A 22,523-nucleotide genomic window follows, 5' to 3' on the forward strand; every position below is an offset into this window, starting at 1 on the left:
GTATATACATATCAGACACCACGAGCCTGCGCCATGCATTGCGACGTTCTCTGGCACAACGCGCAACTGATGACCCTGGATGCCGCCGACGGCGGCCTGGGCATCGTGGACGACGGCACCGTCGCCTGCCAGCAGGGCCGCATCGTCTACGCCGGCCCGGCCGCACAGGCACCAGCACTGCAGCCACACGCCACGCACGACTGCCAGCGTCGCTGGATCAGCCCGGGTCTGATCGATTGCCATACCCATCTGGTGTACGCCGGCAATCGCGCCAACGAATTCGAGCAACGCCTGCGCGGTGCCAGCTACGCCGACATCGCCGCAGCTGGCGGTGGCATCGTGGCGACGGTGCGCGCCACCCGCGCCGCCGACGACGCGGCACTGCTGGCCGCCAGCCTGCCGCGCCTGGACGCGATGCTTGGCGAAGGTGTGACCACGCTGGAAATCAAATCCGGCTACGGGCTCACGCTGGACGATGAAATCAAGCAACTGCGCGTGGCGCGCCAACTCGCCGCGCTGCGCAAGGTGGAAGTGGTGCCGACCTTCCTCGGCGCACATGCAGTGCCGCCTGGCGGCGATGCGCAGCGCTACACCGACCAGGTCTGCACGCAGATGATTCCGGCGATCGCCGCGCAAGGGCTGGCCGAGGCCGTGGACGTATTCTGCGAGCATCTGGCGTTCTCGCACGCGCAGGCCGAACAGGTCTTCATCGCGGCGCAAGCGCATGGCTTGCACATCAAGATCCACGCCGAACAGCTGAGCAATCAGCACGGTGCCGAACTGGCTGCACGCTACGGCGCGTTGTCGGCCGATCACATCGAATACCTGGACCAGGCCGGCATCGCAGCGATGGCTGGCGCCGGCACGGTGGCAGTGCTGTTGCCGGGCGCGTTTTATTTCACTCGCGACACCCAGGTGCCGCCGATTGCCGCATTGCGCGCGGCCGGCGTGCCACTGGCGCTGGCCACCGACTGCAACCCAGGCACTTCGCCGCTGACCAGCCCGCTGCTGGCGATGAACATGGCGGCGACGCTGTTCCGCATGACCGTGGACGAATGCATCGCCGGCTTCACCCGCGAGGCTGCGCGCGCGCTCGGGCGCAGCGAGCGCCTGGGCCGGTTGCGCGCCGGCATGGACTGCGATCTGGCGATCTGGGACATCGATGCGCCGGCCGATCTGGTCTACCGCATGGGCTTCAACCCTCTTCATGCCCGCGTGTTGCGCGGGCATCTTTGCTGAATCCGGAGTCGTCATGCCTGTTTCTGTTGTCTTGCAGCCCGGCCAGGTCACACTGACGCAATGGCGTGCGCTGTATCGCGGTGCCGAGGTCGCAGTGGACGATGCATGCGCCGCTGCCGTGCTGCACAGCGCGCAAACGGTGGAGGCCATCGTTGCGCGTGGCGAGCCGGTGTATGGGGTCAATACCGGCTTCGGCAAGCTGGCCAGCGTACGCATCGAGCGGGAGGATCTGCAGACCCTGCAGCGTAATATCGTGCTCTCGCATGCAGCCGGTGTCGGCGAGCCCACCCCGGTGCCGGTGGTGCGGCTGATGATGGCGCTCAAGCTCACCAGCCTGGCCCAGGGCGCTTCCGGCGTGCAGCCGGACACGCTGGCACTGCTGGAAGCGATGCTGCGCCATGGCATCACCCCGGTGGTGCCATGCCAGGGATCGGTGGGTGCCTCCGGCGATCTGGCGCCGCTGTCGCATCTGGCCGCGGTGATGATCGGCGTTGGCGAAGCCTTCGTCGGCAACCAGCGCCTATCTGCTGCTGACGCACTGGCACAGGCGCAATTGCAGCCCCGCGTGCTGGGCGCGAAAGAAGGCTTGGCGCTGCTCAATGGCACCCAGTTTTCCACCGCCTGCGCCCTGGCCGGTGTGTTTGAGATCGAAACCGTGTTGCAGGCCGCGCTGGTCGCCGGCGCGTTGTCGGTAGAAGCGGCCAAGGGCTCGGATACGCCCTTCGATGCGCGCATCCACGCATTGCGCGGGCAGCCGGGACAGATCGCCACCGCGGCGGCGTTGCGCGCCTTGATGACGGATTCGGCCATTCGCGAATCGCATCGGCTTGGCGATGGGCGCGTGCAGGACCCGTACTGCCTGCGCTGCCAGCCACAGGTGATGGGAGCGGCGTTGGACATCATGCGCCAGGCCGCGCGCACGCTGGAGATCGAAGCCAATGGCGTGTCCGATAACCCGCTGGTCTTCAGCGATACCGGCGAAGCCTTGTCTGGTGGCAATTTCCACGCCGAGCCGGTGGCCTTCACCGCCGACATGCTGGCGATGGCGGTGTGCGAAATCGGCTCGATCAGCGAACGCCGCACCGCCATGCTGGTGGACCCTGCCCTGTCCGGCCTGCCCGCCTTCCTCACCCCGCGCCCGGGCTTGAACTCCGGCTTCATGATTCCGCAGGTCACCGCCGCGGCGCTGGTGTCGGAAAACAAACAGCGCGCGTATCCGGCCAGCGTCGATTCGATTCCGACCTCGGCCAATCAGGAAGATCACGTGTCGATGGCCGCCCACGGTGCGCGCCGTCTGCTGGCGATGGCAGAGAACGCCGCGCATGTGATCGGCATCGAACTGCTGGCCGCCGCACAAGGCTGCGATTTCCATGCGCCGCTGCGCTCCAGCGCCGCACTGGAAGCCGCGCGTGCCCTGTTGCGCGCGCATGTACCAACACTGCAGGACGATCGCTATTTCCATCCCGACATGTTGGCTGCCAGCGCCTTGGTACGCTCGGGCGCGCTGGCGCAGGCGGTGGCGATTGCGTTGCCGGGCGTGGAGCACGACGTATGAGTTGGCAGCTCTCATGCAGCGGGTCGATACCTACATCTTCGCAATCGCAACGGCAATCTTTCGCGATATCTCCAAGCACATGCGATGACGCGGCACGGCGCACGCGACGCATCCACAACGCGCAACTGCTGCGCACCGCATGCCGCACGCTCGCAGCACTTATACATGGAGCGCAGCAATGAACGCCCTGCCCGACTGGTTAGAACTCCACCGCGGCGAGGCGCCGTTGATCATCAGTTTTCCGCACACCGGCGCCGAGTTACCGGAGGACGTGGCCGACCAGTTCGTTTCGCCGTGGCTGGCGCGCCGCGATACCGATTGGTGGGTGCATCAGCTCTACGATTTCGCACAGTCGCTGGGCGCCACCACGCTGCGCACCGCGATCTCGCGCTCGGTCATCGACGTCAATCGCGACCCCAGCGGGGCATCGCTGTATCCGGGCCAGAACACCACCGGTCTGTGCCCGCTCACCACCTTCGACAATCAGCCGTTGTATGTCGATGGCGCTGCGCCGGATGAGGCGCAAATCGCGTTGCGTCGCACGCGCTGGTTCGACCCGTACCACGCAGCGCTTGCCGACGAGATTGCACGGCTGCGCACGCAGCACGCGAAGATCGTGGTCTACGATGCGCATTCGATCCGCTCGTTCATCCCGCATCTGTTCGATGGCGAATTGCCGCAGTTCAATATCGGCAGCAACGACGACCGCAGCTGCGACCCACGCCTGGTCGATGCGGTAGAGAGCCTGTGCCGCAGCAGCGGCTCCAGCACGGTACGCAACGGGCGCTTCAAGGGCGGCTGGATCACCCGCCACTACGCGCACCCCGAACATGGCGTGCACACATTGCAGATGGAACTGGCCTGCCGCGGCTACATGCGCGAGCCGGACATCCTCACTCCCGAGAACTGGCCGATGCCGTGGCAGCCGGTGCACGCCGTCGTATTGCGCGCGGTGCTACGCCATGTACTGCTGGCCTGCCTGCAGTTCGCCAACACCCCCTCTTCCGACGCCGCGCCGCCTGCGGCCACCCGCTGATTGCAAGGAACCCGGCATGACCCGTCACGATGCAAGCCGCGTCATCCGCGCCGCCACCGGCACCACGCTCACCGCCAAGAGCTGGCTCACCGAAGCGCCGCTGCGCATGTTGATGAACAACCTGGACCTGGACGTGGCCGAGCGCCCGCAGGAACTGGTGGTGTACGGCGGCATTGGCCGTGCCGCGCGCGATTGGGAATCCTTCGATGCCATCATCGCTGCGCTCACCCGTCTTGACGACGACCAGACCCTGCTGGTGCAGTCCGGCAAACCGGTGGGCGTGTTCCGCACCCACGCCGATGCACCGCGCGTGCTGATCGCCAATTCCAACCTGGTGCCGCGCTGGGCCACCTGGGACCACTTCAATGAACTCGATCAAAAGGGCTTGGCCATGTATGGCCAGATGACCGCCGGCAGCTGGATCTACATCGGCGCGCAAGGCATCGTGCAGGGCACCTACGAAACCTTCGTGGAAATGGGCCGCCAGCACTACGCCGGCAACCTGGCCGGCAAGTGGTTGTTCACCGGCGGGCTTGGCGGCATGGGCGGCGCGCAACCGCTGGCCGCGGTGATGGCCGGCGCCTCATGCCTGGCGGTGGAGTGCCGCAAGAGCAGCATCGACATGCGCCTGCGCACCGGCTATCTCGATACCTGGACCGATTCGCTGGATGAAGCGCTGCGCTTGATCGAAGACTCGTGCACCGCGAAAAAACCGCTGTCGGTCGGCCTGCTCGGCAATGTCGCCGACATGCTGGACGAACTGCTGCTGCGCGGGATCAAGCCGGATCTGTTGACCGACCAGACCTCGGCGCACGATCCGGTCAACGGCTACCTGCCGCAGGGCTGGAGCGTGGACGAATGGGACGACAAGCGCGTCAGCGCACCGAAGGAAGTGGAAGCCGCCGCGCGCGATTCGATGGCCAACCACATCCGCGCCATGCTCACTTTCCATGCGCTGGGCGTGCCCACCGTGGACTACGGCAACAACCTGCGCCAGATGGCGCTGGAAGCCGGCATCGATAACGCATTCGATTTCCCCGGCTTCGTACCCGCCTACATCCGCCCGCTGTTTTGTCGCGGTATTGGCCCGTTCCGCTGGGTCGCGCTCAGTGGCGACCCGGACGATATCGCCAAGACCGACGCCAAGGTCAAGGAACTCATTCCCGACGATGCGCACCTGCATCGCTGGCTCGACATGGCGGCCGAAAAGATCGCCTTCCAGGGCCTGCCCGCGCGCATCTGCTGGGTGGGCCTGGGCGACCGCCACCGGCTGGGCCTGGCCTTCAATGCCATGGTCCGCAGCGGCGAACTGAAGGCGCCGGTGGTGATCGGCCGCGACCATCTGGATTCCGGCAGCGTGGCCTCGCCCAATCGCGAAACCGAAGCGATGGCCGACGGCTCGGACGCGGTTTCCGACTGGCCGCTGCTCAACGCCCTGCTCAACACCGCCAGCGGCGCCACCTGGGTATCGCTGCACCACGGCGGCGGCGTCGGCATGGGGTTCTCGCAACACGCCGGCATGGTCATCGTCTGCGATGGCAGCGAGGCCGCCGACAAGCGCCTGGAACGCGTGCTCTGGAACGACCCGGCCACCGGCGTGATGCGCCACGCCGATGCCGGTTACGCCATTGCAACCGATTGCGCCAAGGAAAAAGGGCTGGATTTGCCTGGAATTTTGGGCTGATACCTCAACCTGGCCCATGACACGCATGCATCCACTGGGCCTTACACACCAATTCGGGATACACACATGCGCTGCCGGTTAGCTCCCGAGTTCGGCGTAGAGTGATATTGATCAATCTTCTTGCCGACTGCGCGCGATACCATAGGCTTGAAGTTGCAAGCCAAGTAAGTTTTCAGCGAGTCGGGCGAAGCAGGGTAAACGCCTGCCCGCCCTGAGGCGGCAACGCACACAGACGCCTGCCGCCCTGAGGCGGCAACGCACGCAAACACCTGACGTCCTGAGGCGTCAGCGCACGCAAGCGACATCGCGCCTCCGGCAGGCGCGGGTTTTCGTATGTCTCCCACTGAGAGCCCCCACTCATGCAGCAGGAACAGCGCATCGATTCGTTGACCGGTATTCGCGGCCTTGCTGCATTACTTGTCGTTTATGCTCATCTGACGGAAGAAAAATTCTTCACCGATACCCATCTGTTTCCAGGCGAGATGGGCGTGATGGTGTTCTTTACCCTGAGCGGTTTTCTGATGGCATTTCTCTACGGAGAAAAGGATGCCAGCTACCCCTCAGTGGCGCGCTACGCAATTTCCAGGTCCTCCCGTATTGCGCCGGCCTATCTGACCGTCGTGCTGGCGTCCTATCTGATCTACAACCTGATCGACCCACATTTCGTCTACGCGATCAGCAACGACAACCTGCTGCGTCACCTTTTGTTCTCCGGTAACGTGTCTGCGCTCTGGAGCATTCCACCCGAAGTCCAGTTCTACGTGATCTTCGTCGGCATCTGGTTTGCGTTGCATGCGTCCCGCACCAGGAGCAATGTCACCCTGATGGTGGCGGTGCTCGGCAGCATCCTGATGCTTATCGCTTACAGGGCCCATTTGCCGGGCACCTTCGTCGGCTCAAAGATCCATTACTTCCTGGCCGGCGTGGTATTGGGCTTGGTGCGGACCCGGGTCGTGGCCGGCGTCAACATGACCACGCTGGCCTTTCTGCAGGCTGGCGTCATCGCGCTGGTGCTGGCCGTCATCGCGGGTGTTGTCGATGTCGATCTCGGTTCAAAGCGCGAGCTCTATCTGACCTTGGAGACGGCTGGCTTTGCCGGAATCTTCGTGTTCCTGTTCTCGTTCGATACCGCTCTCAGCAAGCGCCTGCTCGGCAACCGGCTGACGATGCTTATCGGTGAATGCAGTTTCTCGGTGTATTTGCTCAATATTCCGATCATCTATGCTGCGCTGGTGGTCATGGACGGCATGCAACCAAGACCGGCCCTGGCCTTGCCTATCGGCGCCATCACCATCGCGGCGGCCTGGTCGATGTATCGGCTGGTTGAAATGCCGGGAAATACGGCACTGCGCCGGCTGGGCACGCGTCTGTTGCTGCCCCCGCGCACCGCGCCCGTACCGTCATCGGCGGTCACCTCTGTACCAACGGATGTGCAGCCAGGGCGAACTCCCTGACGCCCACGTCGTGGCCGATGGCGGGACGGCAGCATTCCTGTTGGTGACCTTTGTCGCCGCACAAACCGAGATCCCTCAAGAACGTCATTGTCAGGCCGACAAGATATGCAACGTTTCGAGGAATCTCCCATGGGCATCTTGATCTACCTGGTGCCTGCGTCCGCACTGTGGGCGCTGATCGCCACCGCACTGGCATTCGTGCGCGGTCGCCAGTTGCGTGCCGAATCGAGCGAGCTTGCCAGCACGCAGGACCGCCTCGGTAGCTATCAGGCGGCGCTGTCGCAACAGAAGGCGCGTGCGGCGGCCACCACGCTGGAACTGGAATCGTTGCAGCGCAGCTATGCCGTGCTCAAGCAATCGCTGGAGCAGCAGGAGCAGAACGCCTCGGAGCAGCAGGCGGCCACTGCCGGCCAGGTGATTCCGATGGTGCTGGTGCAGCGGTTGGATATCGCCAGCGAGATCGGCACGCTCTTCGGGCATGTCGCACGCGTGGCGCGCATCCTGCGTCGCTACAGCGCCTACAGCCGCGGCCACAATGCACCCGAGCCGGCGACCGCGCGCTACGACCTGCACTGGCTTGCCGACTGTTTGCACAGCTTCGATCAGCTGGGTCACGCACTGGTGCACGGCAATGTTGCTGCACTGATCACGGCTTGCCAGGATCTGCTGTCGATGTATGAGCATTACTTGAAGGATGGCTCCGGCTACAACAGCCGCGATACCTTCCAGCGATTGAGTCACGATGTGCCGCTGTCCGAGGCCACCGATGCGATCCGCTCGATCATCGTCAAGGCGACGCTGGCGCAGGATGTGCAAGATGCGGTGCAGAACGACGAGGTGACCGCGAACGTTGGGTGAGTTGTCCAAGCGCTTCATCGCGCAGCGCCCAACCCGGCTTGTCGGCCTCGACGCCCGACACCATCGCGACCACCGCCTTGCTGTCCTTGCGACGTCCCCCCATCCTGAGTAGCAGTCGGGTTTAGAGTCCGGGGTTGATGATATCGCTATTGGCCAACTGCTGGGCATACGTTGCCTGCGTCATTGCGCCGATTGCTTTCTTTGGGCGGTGTTGGTTGTAGTCGTCCACGATCACCAGGCACTTGATCACTCGGCCTTCGGCGGTGCGGTCGAACACGACGTCCATCGACCACACCGGGTTGGCCTGCGCTGGCCGCAGCAGCGGCTGACGCTCGCCAACCGGTACCTTCTTGCGCTTGCGGTGCCGGACTTGTAGCTGCTGCTGGCGATACAGCCGCTCCACCCGCTTATAGTTCACGAGACGACCTTCCTGCCGCAGCTTGAGAGAGATCATCCCCACGCCATAGCGGCGATGGCGATGCGCCAACGCAAGGATGCGCTCGCGCAACTCAACGTTGCGGTCCTCGCGCGGGCGATAGCGCAGCGCACTGGCGCTCATGCCGATCGCCGCCAGGGCGCAGCGCTCGCTGGCGCCACCTTCGATCCACTCGCGCACCAGCGCACGACGCGCCGGTGCGCTCACCATTGTTTTTGCAGCGCATCCTTGATCAGGTCGTTCTGGAACACCTGCTCAGCCAGCAACTTCTTCAGTCGCGTGTTCTCGGCCTCCAGGTCCTTGAGCCACTTGGCATCTGGCACGCTCATGCTGCCGAACTTGCCGCGCCACAGGTAGTAGGACGCCTCACTGAAGCCATGCCGCCGGCACAGGTCCTTGATCGCCACACCGGCCTCGGCTTCGCGCAGGAAGCCGATGATCTGCTCTTCGGAAAAACGCTTCTTCACGTCCAATCTCCTCGGGGTAGGGAATTGGACTCCAAACTGAGATGCTACTCAAAATCGGGCGGACGTCGCCCATAAACAACGCCGGTAGTACGCCGGCGTTTGCTTTGATCGCTCTGCGACTGGCTGTGGCCGTCAGGCGTCTGCAGGCGGCGTATCGCTGGCAACAGCCGCCTCGCCTGCTACATCTTCCACCTCGTCCAGCGATGCATCCAGGCGTTCCACTGCCTGCAACTTTTCGCCCTTGGACAAGCGGATCAGCGTGACGCCCTGCGTGTTACGGCCCACGCGCGAGATCTCCGAACCACGTGTACGCACCAGCGTGCCGCCATCGGAAATCAGCAGCACTTCGTCGGTGGCCCCCAGCAGCACTGCACGCACCAACTTGCCGTTGCGCTCGGTGGTCTGGATGCCGATCACGCCCTGCGTGCCGCGCCCCTTGCGCGGATATTCGGCCAGCGGAGTGCGCTTGCCGTAGCCGTTCTCGGTGGCGGTCAGGATGTAGGCCACGTTGCCGTCATCAGCAACCTCGATGACCGCAGTTTCAGCGCCATCGGTGGTTTCGACCACATCATCGACATCGTCGGCTTCGATCTCTTCATCGGCGCCGCCGGCACGCTCAGCCACGATCAGGCTCACCACCTCTTCGCCCTTGGTCAGACGGATACCGCGCACGCCGGTGGCGGTGCGGCCCATCGAACGCACGGTGGATTCGCCAAAGCGCACGGTCTTGCCGTTGGAGGCGAACAGCAACACGTCGCGGTCGCCGTCGGTCAATGCCACACCGATCAGTGCATCGCCTTCATCCAGATTGATCGCGATCTTGCCGCGCGCCAGACGGAAGGCGAATTCGCTCAGCGAGGTCTTCTTGACCGTACCGTTGCGGGTAGCGAAGAACACATAACGATTGTCAACATATTCGCGCACCGGCAGCACCGCCTGCACGCGCTCGCCGGCTTCCAGCGGAATCCAGTTGATGATCGGGCGGCCACGCGCATTGGAGCCGGCCTCCGGCAATTGATGCACCGGCAGCCAGAACACCTTGCCGCTGCTGGTGAAGGTCAGCAGCGTGTCGTGCGTGTTGACCAACCACAGCTGGTCGATGAAATCTTCTTCCTTGGTCGCCGCGGCAGAACGGCCACGGCCACCACGCCGCTGCGCGCGATACGCGCTTACCGGCTGCCGCTTGGCATAACCGGCGTGCGAGAGCGTCACCACCACGTCTTCCGGCGCAATCAGATCCAGGATATCCAGGTCTTCTTCGCTGTGACGGATCTCGGTGCGGCGTTCGTCGCCGTATTCCTCGCGGATATTGATCAGCTCGTCGCGGATCACCTGCAGCAGCACATCCGGATTTTCCAGGATGCGGATCAGGCCTTCGATGACCCCGAGCAGTTGCTTGTACTCGTCGGTCAGCTTTTCCTGTTCCAGGCCAGTCAGACGATGCAGACGCATTTCCAGAATCTGCGAGGCCTGCACTTCGCTGAGCTGATAGAAACCCTTGATCAGGCCAACGCCCGGCGGCAGATCTTCCGGCTTGGACGCTTCGGCACCGGCTGCGCCCAGCAGCGCACCGACCAGACCCGGTTGCCAGGTCTTGGCCAGCATGCGCTCGCGCGCTTCCTGCGGGTTGGCCGAGGTCTTGATCAACTCGATCATTTCATCGATGTTGGCCAACGCAACGGTCAGGCCTTCCAACACGTGCGCACGCGCACGCGCCTTGCGCAGTTCGAAAATGGTGCGGCGGGTGACCACCTCGCGGCGGTGGCGAATGAACGCCTCCAGCATCTGCTTGAGGTTCATCAACTGCGGGCGGCCGTCGATCAGCGCCACCATGTTGATGCCGAACACCGATTCCATCTGGGTCTGCTGATACAGGTTGTTGAGCACAACCTCGGCCGATTCGCCGCGCTTGATTTCGATGTAGATGCGCATGCCGTCCTTGTCGGACTCATCGCGCAGCTCGCTGATGCCTTCAAGCTTCTTTTCCTTGACCAGCTCGGCAATCTTTTCGATCAGCCGCGCCTTGTTGACCTGGTACGGGATCTCGGTGACGACGATCGCCTCGCGGCCGTTGTCGGCCACTTCCACATCGGCCTTGGCACGGATGCGCACGCGGCCACGGCCGGTGCGATAGCCGGCGGCAATGCCGGCGGTGCCGTTGATGATGCCGGCGGTGGGGAAATCCGGGCCCGGGATGTATTCCATCAGGCCTTCGACATCCAGCTCCGGGGTGTCGATCAGCGCGATGCAGGCGTTGATCGCCTCGGTCAGGTTATGCGGCGGGATATTGGTGGCCATGCCCACCGCGATACCGGCCGAGCCGTTGACCAGCAGGCTCGGGAACCGGGTCGGCATGACCGTCGGTTCCTGTTCCTTTTCGTCGTAATTAGGCTGGAAATCGACGGTTTCCTTGTCGATGTCGGCCATCAGCTCATGCGCCAGCCGCGACATGCGCGACTCGGTATAACGCATCGCCGCGGCGGAGTCGCCGTCGACCGAACCGAAGTTACCCTGGCCGTCCACCATCATGTAACGCAGCGAAAACGGCTGCGCCATGCGCACCAGCGTGTCGTATACCGACTGGTCGCCGTGCGGGTGGTATTTACCGATGACGTCGCCGACGATACGCGCCGACTTGAAGTAGGCCTTGTTGCTGTGTGCGCCCAGCTCGTGCATCGCGAATAACACGCGTCGGTGCACGGGCTTGAGGCCATCACGGGCATCGGGGAGTGCGCGGCCCACGATCACGCTCATCGCGTAATCGAGATAACTCTTGCGCATCTCGTCTTCCAGGTTGACCTGGATGATTTCCTTGGCGGTTTCTGCCATTCGGGTTCCGTAAGTGAGGTAGCGGGCGAGCCGGAAAGCCGCGTCGGGGGCGCCCTTGCATCAGGCTGCCTCCCCTACGCTCCCGCCGATCGACTCAAGTGCCAGATTGTACCACGGCAGGCCACCCCGATGCCTCCGGTTTACCAGGCAGAAACAAGCACTTGCGCGGAGTTTGAGCGGCGCTGGCAGCCTGTCGGCGCCGCGTCGGGCTCAGTTGCCGAAGGCCGCCTGCATCCGCGCCTGGTCCGGCTGCGCGATGACGCCACGCTCGGTGACGATTGCATCGATCAGATCGCCGGGGGTCACGTCGAACACCGGGTTCCAGGCATGAATACCGTCGGCCACCGTCCTGACACCGCCCACGCCAAACAATTCGCCTGGATCGCGCTGCTCGATCTCGATCTGGTCGCCACTGGCGGTCGCCATATCCACCGTAGACGACGGCGCCACCACCATGAATTTGACGCCATGGTGGCGCGCGGCGATCGCCAGCTGGTAAGTGCCGATCTTGTTGGCAGTATCGCCATTAGCGCAGATGCGATCGGCGCCGACGATCACCCACTGCACCAGCCCGGATTTCATCAGATGCGAGGCGGCGGAATCGGCGATCAGGGTGGCGTCGATGCCGTCCTGCTGCAGCTCCCACACGGTCAGGCGCGCGCCCTGCAGCCACGGCCGCGTCTCGCCGGCGAAGACCTTGGCGATGCGCTGCTGCGCCATGCCTGCACGGATCACGCCGAGGGCGGTGCCGAAGCCGGCGGTGGCCAGCGAGCCTGTATTGCAATGCGTCAGCACACCGCTGCCCGGCGCGATCAGTGCGGCGCCAAGCGCGCCCATATGGCGGTTGGCGGCGAGGTCTTCATCGGCGATGGCCTGCGCCTCGCGCGCGATCACTGCGCGCCAGTCGGCCCCGGCCGCGCCCAGCACCCGGCGCATGCGCATCAGCGCCCAGGCCAGGTTGACGGCGGTCGGACGCGCCGCGTTGAGCCGCAGCAATGCCGGCTCAAGCTTCTGCAGCGCGGCGTTACCGTCGTCGGCCGCGATGTCGCGCGCGGCCAGCGCCACGCCCCACCCGGCTGCGATGCCGATCGCCGGCGCACCCCGCACGGCTAGCGAATGGATCGCTTCGGCCACCGCGTCGCTGGTGTCGCAACGCACGTGCTCCACCACAAAGGGCAGCTTGCGTTGGTCGAGCAATTCCAGGGCATCGCCGGTCCACAACAGTGGGCGGATGTGGTCGTAGCGGGCGTAATCGATATGGGCGCTGTCATTCATGCGTCCATTGTAATGCGCACGGACATCGGCTGCGCCGGTGGGTGGCCGCGTTGCCTCAGAACGGCCAACAACACGTAGTGAGCAATCGCCAGGTGGGCCTGGATGGCGCGGAGGTACCGCAGTGTACGAGCGGTACATGCCGCACCGAGCACAGGCCGCGCTCTCCTGGCGGCTGCGCAGTCGTTTTTTGTTCGCTGCTCTTAGTCGACGATGAACTCGGCGCGGCAGCCGTCGTTCACCCACACCCCATCGCGGCTCCAGCCCCAGGTCTGGCCTTCCACGCATGGCGTTTTGGACATCTGCCGACCCAGGCGCACCGCGCGTTCCACCGACACACCGCAGGTGCGGCGCGCGCTTTTCTTCGACTCGCAGGTGACCATGCGCGGCACCGCGACGAAGCCGGAGCCGTCTTCGGCACCCACCTCGAATTCGCCATCGCAGCCACGCGACACCCAGATCTCGTTGCGGCGCACGCCCCAGGTGCGCCCTTCCTTGCACGGCCACATCGAGCGTTGCCGCAGCAGCCGCACCGGCGCACCGCGCAGCACCACCGGGCATGCCACCGTGCCGCCATTGGAATCGCAACGCACTACGCGGCGCATCACCGTCGCGGCCTGCACGCGGGTCGCTGCGAATTCGGCGCGACAGCCCTGTTCGACCCACACGCCATCGCGTTCGACATCCCATTCGCTGCCGCGGATGCAGCTGGTTTCGGAAAGTTGGCGCACCAGTTGCACGCCTTGGGCGGTGTCCATCGCACAGTGCACGCGCGCCAGGTCCTCGGACTCGCAGCGCACCACGCCGGCCACGCGGTCCGAAGCGGGCGCATCGGCGAGCATCAGCAGCGGCAGGCACCACAGACCGCATAAGCTGATCAGCCACTTCATGCCGACAATCCTCACCCCGAAACGATCTTCGTCGCGCCCCCGTGTACGTGAAGATGAGAGCATCATCGATGTGAAGATAGCAATACGGTGCCGATGACAGCGCGATGACTCAGGCGCGGGCGAAGTCGAAGGCCAGCACGTCGGCAATCTGCGCGGTGCCGCGCAAGGCCATCAACAAGCGATCCACACCCACCGCCACACCGGCGCAGTCGGGCAACTGCGACAACACCGCGAGCAGGCGTTCATCCAGCGGTAGCTGCGGCAATCCACGCACCGCACGCACGGCGTTGTCGCGCACGAAGCGCGCACGCTGCTCCTGCGCATCGTTCAGTTCGTGATAGCCATTGGCCACCTCGACGCTGCCCAGGTACAGCTCGAAGCGCTCGGCCACCGGCGGATCGTCGTGGCGCACACGCGCCAGTGCGCACTGGCTGGCTGGCCAGTCGTGCACCACCGTCAACGTGTCGCTGGCAAAGCCCGGCTGGATGCGATGGGTCATCAGCAGGTCCAGCCAATCGTCGCGGGTCAGGCCAGCGGGATCGATGGCCACGTCATGCAGCGCGGCGCGTAGCGTTTCGATCGGATCGCGCAGCGGGTCGATGCCCAACCTCTGCACGAACAGTGCACGATACGTCAGCACCTGCACTGCGGCGTCGCGGCCGACCAGCGCGAGTGCGCGGCGTATCAGCGCGATGGTTTCCTGCGCCAGGCTGCGGTCGTTCCAGCCGATCCGATACCACTCGAGCATGCTGAACTCGGGGTTGTGGCGGCCACCGGCTTCGCCATTGCGAAACACCCGCCCCAGTTCGTAGCAATCGCCCGCGCCGGCGGCAAGCAGGCGTTTGAGCGGATATTCTGGCGAAGTGCGCAACCAGCGCACCGGCGCACCGGCGTCGACATGGCCGGTAAAGCGCGTGCTGAAACTTTCGATATTCGGTTCGGTGTTGCCGGCCTGCGAGAGCACCGGCGTTTCCACTTCCAGCACGCCGCGCTCGGCGAAGAAGTTGCGGATCGTGGCGTTGAGCCGGGCCCGCAACTGCAACGCGGCCAGATCGAGCTGCGCCGTGCTCATCGCTGTTGGCCGTGTTCGCCCAGGAAGGCCAGCAGACGCGCTTCGTCCCAGATCTCCACGCCCAGCGATTGCGCCTTGTCGAGCTTGGAACCGGCTTCTTCGCCGGCCACCAGAAACGCCGTCTTCTTGGAGACGCTACCGGCGACCTTGGCGCCCAATGCTTCCAGCCGCTGCTTGGCCGCATCGCGCGTCAGCGCAGCCAAGGTCCCGGTGATGACCACGGTCTGTCCATCGAGCGGGCCAGTCTTTTCTTCGCCAGCCTCCGGCATCATAGCCAGCAGCGCGGAAAGCTTTTTCTGGGCATTAACCGCGAGCGTGTCGTTGGCCGGCACCAACAGCCAAGTCGCGAGCGACTCGGCCACTGACTGCGGTACACCCGCTTCGACGAGAGGCTCGGGACCGCCATTGCGCAGGGCATCGATGGAACCAAACGCAGTCGCGATCTGGGCGGCGCGAATCGGCGTCACCTTGGGAATCTCCAGGTCCTCCAGCAAATTGGCCAAGCGCAGCTCGCCGCGCAGCTTCGGCGAAGGCGGATGGGTGTCGCCGATGCGCACCTTGCGCGCCAGCAGATGATCGATGGCCTTCTGATTCCCGGGCTGATCGAAGAAATGCCCCAGCGAACGCGCCACTTCTCCACCGATATCCGGCACGCGCTTGAACAGCGGCCAAGGCAGATGACGAATCAAGTCCAGATCGCCAAACCACGCCGACAACGCCTTCGCCGTGCTTTCGCCTACGTGTTCGATGCCCAGCGCAAACAGAAAACGCTCCAGCGTGGTGTCGCGCGATGTTTCAATCGCCTCGATCAGATTCTCTGCCCACTTGGTGGCGATCTTCTTGCGATTCCAGTCGAACGTCGGCAGGCCTGCGCGCAGTAGATCGGCCTGCCAGGTTTGCGGCACCTCGCGCTCGCCGGCCAGGTCCACGCCGATACCGACCAAGGTGGCTTCCAGCTGTGCATACGCGCCGCTGGCCAGATGCTCGCGCGCCTCGCGCAAGAACGCATGCGGACTTTCGGCCGTGCTGATCATGCGCAGTTGCAGCAGCTGATCCACCGTGAGCAGATACAGATCGGCCACACCTTGCACCACGCCGCTGTCGACCAACACCTCGATGAATTTTTCGCCCAGACCATCCACATCCATCGCGCGCCGCGAGACGAAATGCCGGAAGGCTTCCTTGCGCTGCGCCGGGCAGGTCAACTCGCCGGAGCAGCGCCACACCGCCTGACCTTCTTCGCGCACGATCTCCGAACCGCAGACCGGGCATTGCGTGGGCATCTGCCACGACTGCGTTGCGGGAGGGCGTTGGTCGGCTACCACGGCGGCCACTTCAGGAATCACATCGCCGGCGCGGCGCACGATCACCGTATCGCCCACGCGCACATCCAGCCGCGCGATCTGGTCGGCGTTGTGCAGCGTGGCATTGGTGACGATCACCCCGGCCACATGCACCGGCTTCAAACGCGCCACCGGCGTGGCCGCACCGGTACGTCCGATCTGGATCTCGATGGCTTCGACGGTGGTGGACTGTTCCTGCGCCGGGAACTTGTGCGCAAGCGCCCAACGCGGCGCACGCGAGACGAAGCCCATCTCGCGTTGCCCGGCCAGATCGTCGAGCTTGTAGACCACGCCATCGATATCGAAGGGCAAGCCGTCGCGCGCCTCACCGATGCGCTGGTAATACGCCAGCAGACCGTCGCTGCCCTGCACCACTTCGACTAGCGAACTCACTGGAAATCCCCACGCGCGCAGCTGCGCCAGCATTGCTGAATGAGTTGACGCAATACTTTGCGGAATCTCCTCAAAGAGGTCCTGCTCTACTTGAATGAGCCCTACCCCATATGCAAAAAAAGAAAGCGGACGCTGAGCCGAGATACGACTATCTAGCTGACGCAAAGAGCCCGCGGCCCCATTCCTCGGATTGGCGAGAAGTTTTTCGCCCCGAGCCATAGCACGCTTATTGAATTCAGAAAACCCATCACGTGGCATATAGACTTCACCCCGAACCTCTAAGATAGCCGGAACGTTGTTGCCCTTTAATTTCAATGGAACTGACCTTATTGTCCGAATGTTCTCACTAACATCCTCGCCAACATCGCCGTCACCACGGGTCACACCTTGAACGAACTTGCCTAGTTCGTAACGCAAGCTAATTGCTAGACCATCAAATTTTGGCTCTACAGAAAATTCGAGCGGGTTCGAGCTGCCCATTCGACGAAAAATTCGATCAACGAAGTTTTTGACCTCAACTTCATCAAATGCATTCGCCAAAGAAAGCATGGGGATTGAGTGTCTAACTTTTACAAATGATTTCCGCACTGCTCCACCCACCCTCATGGACGGTGAGTCAGCCGTGACTAGTTCTGGATACTTCTGCTCCAGTTCCTGTAACTCTCTAAAGAGCTGGTCGTACTGAGCATCTGTAATTTCAGGATCTGCAAGATCGTAATACCGGTGGTCAGCATTTTCGATACGCCGCCGAAGCTCTCGTGCCCGCTCAATCACACCTTGCTCCATCGTCTCAACCAATTGCCCACTCAAGATCTTCAATTCTATCGCTCTGCAAGCGAAGTGGTATGATGACATACCATCGACTGGCTCAAGGGCAAGGGCTACACCTGCCTGCCCTCGCAGGTCAACTGCTTCCTGCTGGACGTCAAGCGCGATGCAGGCGTGTTCGCCGATTCGATGCAGAAGCAAGGCGTCATCGTCGGCCGCAGCTGGCCGATCTGGCCCAAGCGCGTGGATGTGAGCGTGGGCACTGAAGCGCAAATGCTGCGCTTCCGCGAGGCGTTCGGTAAAGCCAAGCGCTAATTGGCGAAGCGTTCGATCAAGCGAACCACCAACCCGGTTCACATGGAAGAAGGTGCCCCGAAAGAAGCGGATGAAGGTGCGAGCGAAGCCTCGCCTTGTTCGATTGAACGAGTACGTCGCTGCGCACCCTCATCCAACCACATCTCCCGTGGGCAGTGGGCTTCGGATTCCTACTGATCGAACGCCTCAGGCTCCGGCATGCGCAGCGTGCGCCGGATCCAGAAATAGCTGATCACGAAAGTCAGCGTCATCGAGCCGGCGTTCCATCACAGCAACTCGTGCAGGAGCGGCGGGCCGTGCAGGATGTGCAGGGAATAGCGGCGATCCAACAACGCGATGGCATGCGGCATGAACACGCTGACGAAGGGCGTCGGCATCGGCGCGACCAGCGAGGCGATCGCAGCGGCAAAGCCCACGACCAGCCACGGCGAGTGCCGCGAGCGTCTGCGCAGGCGCGCGGTGCCTGGTAAAGATCCACAGCAACGGCATTGCCAGGATCGCCCACAGCACCAGCAGCAATGCCACCGCCAACACGCCCCGCAGGCGCAACATGCCAACTCACCAGCGCGGCGACTTGGTCAGCGGCGGTGCCTGGTGCTGGCGGTCGTAGGCGCGTAGTTCGTCGCGGATATGCGCCACGCGCTGGCGGCCCAATGCGTTGCGGCTGTCGTCCAGCACCACGCCATCCAGCAATTCGGCCATGCGCTGCACGGTGGGCAGCATTTTTTCCCAGGCATCCAGCGCGGTCATCGGCGCCGGCAGCGTGAGGAAGAACGCAATGGCCGGCGTCTGCATCTCGCGGATATTGGCCATGTCGAAACTGCCCGGCTTGAGGATGCTTGCCATGCTGAAAATCGGCCCGCGCTCCGGGTGCCCTTCCATCAGGCGGTGGAACACATTCATGTGGCCGAACACCAGTCCGGTCTTTTCGGCAGCAACCACCACATCTTCGCCGCGCAGCACCTGGCCCGCCTTGGCGGCCACGAACAACGACACGATCTTGTCGAACTCCTGGTTCGGGCGTTTGCCGACCTCGTTACCGCCGGCGGCATCGTGCTCTTCCAGGTTCAGCTCGCTCTGCTCGATGCCTTCACCGCGCTCCGCAGCTTCACCCTCCACGCCGGGCCCGCTGGAAATCACCGGTTCGCGACGTTCGCGCAGCTGGCCCTCGTGCTTGTCGACCCGGCGCCCTTGCGGCGATTGCTTCGGGCGACCAAACAGGAAGATGGCCGCGACCAGCAGCAGTCCAGCGATCAGGATCCCGATCCGGATCATGGCCATGTCGGACATTCAGCGTGCCTCCGCATAAGAGTGACAGATGTCGAGATTCCAACAAGCATGGCACGTCATGCCGCACCCGCCAAACGTGCGGCCTCTTCCAGGTCCACGCTGACCAGCCGGCTGACGCCCGGCTCGCGCATGGTCACGCCGGACAACTGGCGCGCCGCTTCCATGGTCGCCTTGTTATGGCTGACGAACAGGAACTGCACCTTCTCGCTCATCTCGCGCACCATGTTGGCCAGGCGGCCGACATTGGCTTCGTCCAGCGGTGCGTCCACTTCGTCGAGCAAGCAGAATGGCGCGGGGTTGAGCTGGAAGATCGCAAACACCAGCGCCACCGCCGTCATCGCCTTCTCGCCGCCGGAGAGCAGCGAAATGCTGGACACGCGCTTGCCCGGCGGGCGCGCCATGATCGTGACGCCGGTGTCGAGCAGGTCTTCGCCGGTGAGTTCCAGATACGCATGCCCGCCGCCGAACAGGCGCGGATACAGCGCCTGCACGCCGGAGTTGACGCGGTCGAAGGTGTCTTTGAAACGGCCGCGGGTTTCGCGGTCGATCTTGCGGATGGCTTCTTCCAGCGTTTCCAGCGCGGTATTGAGGTCCAGGTTCTGCGCGTCCAGATATTCCGAGCGCTGCGCAGCCTCGCCGTATTCCTGGATGGCGGCCAGGTTCACCGGCTCCAGGCGCCGCATGCGGCCGTCGATCTGGCCGACGGTCGCTTCCCATTCGGCAGGATTGGCCGACTCGGGCAAGCCATTGACCACATCTTCGAGCACGAAGCCTGCTTTCACCACTGCGGCCGACAACTGCTCGGCGCTGAGCACCAAGGCCTGCTGATCGAGCTTGCGTTGCGAAATGCGTTCGCGCTGCGCCAGCGCCTGTTCGTCGCGCTGCTGGCGGGTCTGTTCGAAGCTGCGCAGCTCGCTGTCGATACTGTCGAGCAGGGTGCGCGCTTCGCCCAGCGCGCGCTCGGTGCGCACGCGCTCGCTCAAGGCGGCCTGATGTTCGTGCTCCAGCGTTTCCACCGGCGAATCGCCTTCACTGAGCTGGGCCACCAGATCTTCCAGTCGCGTGTCAAGCTGGCCGCGCTGGCTATCCATGCGCTCCAGCGTCTGACTCAGCGAGGCAATCTGAGTGCGCTGCGATTCCAGCGTCAACGCCAAGGCATGCATCGCATCGCGCACGCCGCGTGCGGCATCGCGCGCTTGATCGCGCGCATCGGTGAGCTGACGACGCTCGCTTTCCAGCGCTTCGCGCGTGCCCTGCAGATCGCCCATCAAGGTGACCGCATCTTCGAGCTTGGCGCGCGCCTCGCGTGCCTGTTCGCGGCTGGTGTCCAAGGTTTCCAGCAGCTGTGACAGGTCGGTTTCGATGCGCTCGATGCGCGTGCGCGCCGCATCCACCTTGCCTTGCTGACTCTGCAACTGCCCGGCCAGTTCGGAAACGCTGCGGTGCGCCATGTACAGCTGGCGCTGCGCGTCTTCGCGCTGCTGCTCCGCCGCAAGCAGTTGTTCGCGGAAGCTGGCGAGCTGGTGCTCGAGCTCGGCTTCGCGTTCCTGCAAGGTTTCGATCTGGGTGCGTAGCTCCTGGATCTGGCGCTCGCGCAGCAGCGCGCCCTGCTTGGCCGCGCCCGAGCGCGAGACGCGCACCCAGCCCTCGCCCAGCCGCTCGCCATTGCGGGTGATGACCGAGTCGCCTTCAGGCAGGCTGCGTTGCAGCGTACGCGCCGCGTCCAGGTCCTCGGCGGTGTGCAGACGTGCGAGCAGGCGACGGATCGCAATCGGCCCCTGCACCTTGGCGGCCAACGAGGTCGGCGCGAAGTTCGCGTTGTCGGTTGCGCTGGACACCAGCGCGATGCGGCCATCGCCCAACTCGCCCAACGCGTCGACCAGTTGCTCCGGCGCATCCACCAGCACGCCTTCGATCAACTGCCCCAGCGCGCCTTCGACTGCATTTTCCCAGCCGCTCTGGACGCTGATGCGCTCGCCCACGCGCGCTGCCGAATCCAGTCCGCGCGACTTGAGCCACGCCACTGCCGCGCCCTGCTCCTGACCAAGCGCAGCCTGCTGCAAGGTTTCCAGCGACGACAGCCGACCGCGCGCAGCCTGCGCCTGCTTGCGCACTTCGGCCAGCTCGCCCTGGCTTGCCCGTTGCTGTTCCTGCAGCCCGCCGAGCGCGTGCTTGCGCGCTTCGACCTGCTCGGTCAAACCGTCCAGCGAGGTCTTCTGGGTTTCATGGCGCAGTTCGATCTGCTCGAACGCCTCGGCCAATGCATCCAGATCCAAGCCGGCGCGCTCGTTGACCAGCGCTTCGCGGCGACGATCGGCTTCCAGCGCCTGGCGGTCCAGATAATCGACGCGCGTGCGCTCCACTTCGCCGGCACGCGAGGCTTCGCCGGTGTCGCGGTTATGGGTTTCCCAGCGCTGCTGCCAGTCGGCCAGCCGCGCTTCGGCCTCACGCAGCGACTCCTGGCGGAATTCGTGGTCTTCGCGCAGTTGTTCCAGTTGCGGCTCGGCAGCGGCCACCGCTTCGCGCAGCACACTCAACTTGGCCGAGTCGCCACTGATGTGCTGGGTCAATTCCTGCAGCTGGCTCTGCGCCTCATCGCGCGCTTTGTGCAAACGATGCGAGAGCTCGCGCTGATGCTGGATCTGCTGCTCGATGCGCGCCAATGCACCACCGACCTGGTAGACATCGGCCTGCGCCTTGGCCACCGCTTCGGCAGATTCTTCGCGGCGCACGCGGCCGGTTTCGATACGCGCTTCGGCATCGCGTTGTTCGGCGATGAATTGCTGCAGGCGGGTCTCTTCCTGATTCAACTTTTCGCGCAGGCCCTGCAGCTGTCCATCCAGGCCGCGGTATTCCAGCGCCTTCCACTCGGCATCCTTGATCCGGCGCTCTTCCTGCAACGCCTGGTACTGCTCGGCCTGTCGCGCCTGGCGCTGCAGATGCGCGAGCTGCTTGGTGATTTCCTCGCGCAGGTCGCCCAGGCGGTCGAGATTTTCGCGCGTATGCCGAATGCGTGTTTCGGTTTCCTTGCGACGTTCCTTGTACTTGGAAATGCCGGCGGCTTCTTCCAGATACACGCGCAGGTCTTCCGGGCGCGCTTCGATGATCTGGCTGATCATGCCCTGCTCGATGATCGAGTAGCTGCGCGGCCCAAGGCCGGTGCCCAGGAACAGATCGGTGATGTCGCGGCGCCGGCACTTGGTGCCGTTGAGGTAGTAGGCGCTGTTGCCGTCGCGGCTGACCAGGCGCTTGACCGATATCTCGTTGAACGAGGCGAACTCGCCGCTGATGGTGTGATCGGAATTGTCGAAGATCAGCTCCACCGTCGCCTGCGACACCGGCTTGCGCGCCGAGGAGCCGGAGAAGATCACGTCGGTCAGCGAGTCGCCGCGCAGGCGGCTGGCCGAGCTTTCGCCCATCACCCAGCGCACCGCGTCGATGATGTTTGACTTGCCGCACCCATTGGGGCCGACTATGCCGGTCATATTGGTGGGCAGATGCAACGTGGTCGGGTCGACGAACGACTTGAAACCGGACAGCTTGATCGTGGACAGGCGCATGGGGACTGGAGATTCCGGGCACCGCGCGGACCAAGCCGGCAGGCGCTTTTCCTGTGAAGCCA

General features: G+C 64.0%; 13 protein-coding genes, 1 other RNA gene and 3 pseudogenes. 7 read left to right on the top strand and 10 right to left on the bottom strand.

All coding sequences use genetic code 11. The features are described from left to right. The first annotated feature begins 33 nt into the window (after positions 1-33). The 6 genes from hutI (at position 34) to WJW29_RS03585 (ending at position 7,826) form a co-directional block, all read left to right on the top strand. Positions 34-1,239: an imidazolonepropionase gene (hutI, locus tag WJW29_RS03560; RefSeq protein WP_011259060.1), complete on the top strand. Its 1,206-nt coding sequence runs from the start codon at positions 34-36 to the stop codon at positions 1,237-1,239. 13 nt (positions 1,240-1,252) lie between these two features. Continuing rightward, a complete protein-coding gene (gene hutH / locus WJW29_RS03565) occupies positions 1,253-2,794 on the top strand; it encodes a histidine ammonia-lyase (protein ID WP_011408587.1) in 1,542 nt (513 codons plus the stop codon). Positions 2,795-2,972: 178 nt separating this feature from the next. Then, entirely contained in the window at positions 2,973-3,830 is an 858-nt protein-coding gene (gene hutG, locus WJW29_RS03570; protein ID WP_011408588.1) for an N-formylglutamate deformylase, read from the top strand. Positions 3,831-3,846: 16 nt separating this feature from the next. Then, a complete protein-coding gene (gene hutU / locus WJW29_RS03575) occupies positions 3,847-5,514 on the top strand; it encodes a urocanate hydratase (RefSeq protein ID WP_011408589.1) in 1,668 nt (555 codons plus the stop codon). 359 nt (positions 5,515-5,873) lie between these two features. Beyond that, on the top strand, positions 5,874-6,968 hold the full coding sequence (locus tag WJW29_RS03580; RefSeq protein WP_011408590.1) for an acyltransferase: 1,095 nt from the start codon (positions 5,874-5,876) through the stop codon (positions 6,966-6,968). Between the two features lie 129 nt (positions 6,969-7,097). After that, on the top strand, positions 7,098-7,826 hold the full coding sequence (locus tag WJW29_RS03585; RefSeq protein ID WP_042464900.1) for a hypothetical protein: 729 nt from the start codon (positions 7,098-7,100) through the stop codon (positions 7,824-7,826). Between the two features lie 121 nt (positions 7,827-7,947). Here WJW29_RS03585 and WJW29_RS03590 read toward each other — a convergent pair. The 7 genes and pseudogenes from WJW29_RS03590 to ligA all read right to left on the bottom strand — a co-directional run bounded on the left by WJW29_RS03590 (position 7,948) and on the right by ligA (position 17,314). Next, positions 7,948-8,729, bottom strand: a pseudogene (locus tag WJW29_RS03590) (transposase). Between the two features lie 132 nt (positions 8,730-8,861). Further along, a complete protein-coding gene (gene gyrA, locus WJW29_RS03595) occupies positions 8,862-11,558 on the bottom strand; it encodes a DNA gyrase subunit A (protein ID WP_011259068.1) in 2,697 nt (898 codons plus the stop codon). A gap of 210 nt (positions 11,559-11,768) precedes the next feature. Beyond that, on the bottom strand, positions 11,769-12,833 hold the full coding sequence (gene mtnA / locus WJW29_RS03600; protein ID WP_011259069.1) for an S-methyl-5-thioribose-1-phosphate isomerase: 1,065 nt from the start codon (positions 12,831-12,833) through the stop codon (positions 11,769-11,771). Positions 12,834-12,895: 62 nt separating this feature from the next. Next, positions 12,896-12,971, bottom strand: a non-coding RNA gene (locus tag WJW29_RS03605) — sX9 sRNA. A 62-nt stretch (positions 12,972-13,033) separates the two neighbouring features. Then, positions 13,034-13,720 carry a DUF3011 domain-containing protein gene (locus WJW29_RS03610; RefSeq protein WP_041182140.1) on the bottom strand — a complete coding sequence of 229 codons (687 nt, stop codon included), beginning with the start codon at positions 13,718-13,720 and terminating at the stop codon, positions 13,034-13,036. 109 nt (positions 13,721-13,829) lie between these two features. Next, positions 13,830-14,792: an EF-P lysine aminoacylase EpmA gene (gene epmA / locus WJW29_RS03615; RefSeq protein ID WP_011259071.1), complete on the bottom strand. Its 963-nt coding sequence runs from the start codon at positions 14,790-14,792 to the stop codon at positions 13,830-13,832. After that, positions 14,789-17,314: an NAD-dependent DNA ligase LigA gene (gene ligA, locus WJW29_RS03620; RefSeq protein WP_011408594.1), complete on the bottom strand. Its 2,526-nt coding sequence runs from the start codon at positions 17,312-17,314 to the stop codon at positions 14,789-14,791. Before ligA ends, epmA begins: the two co-directional genes overlap by 4 nt. A 69-nt stretch (positions 17,315-17,383) precedes the next feature. Here ligA and WJW29_RS03625 point away from each other — a divergent pair. Further along, positions 17,384-17,611 (top strand): annotated as a pseudogene (locus tag WJW29_RS03625) (aminotransferase); the annotation flags it as partial. 170 nt (positions 17,612-17,781) lie between these two features. On the opposite strand, the pseudogene WJW29_RS03630 reads toward WJW29_RS03625, so the two are convergent. From WJW29_RS03630 to smc, 3 genes and pseudogenes are all read right to left on the bottom strand, one after another. Beyond that, positions 17,782-18,163, bottom strand: a pseudogene (locus WJW29_RS03630) (hypothetical protein). 6 nt (positions 18,164-18,169) lie between these two features. Then, entirely contained in the window at positions 18,170-18,901 is a 732-nt protein-coding gene (zipA, locus tag WJW29_RS03635) for a cell division protein ZipA (RefSeq protein WP_011259074.1), read from the bottom strand. Between the two features lie 56 nt (positions 18,902-18,957). Further along, positions 18,958-22,461, bottom strand: a complete 3,504-nt coding sequence (smc, locus tag WJW29_RS03640; protein ID WP_011408596.1) for a chromosome segregation protein SMC — start codon at positions 22,459-22,461, stop codon at positions 18,958-18,960. Positions 22,462-22,523 lie beyond the last annotated feature (62 nt).

It is taken from the genome of Xanthomonas sp. JL1 (genome assembly GCF_038405005.1).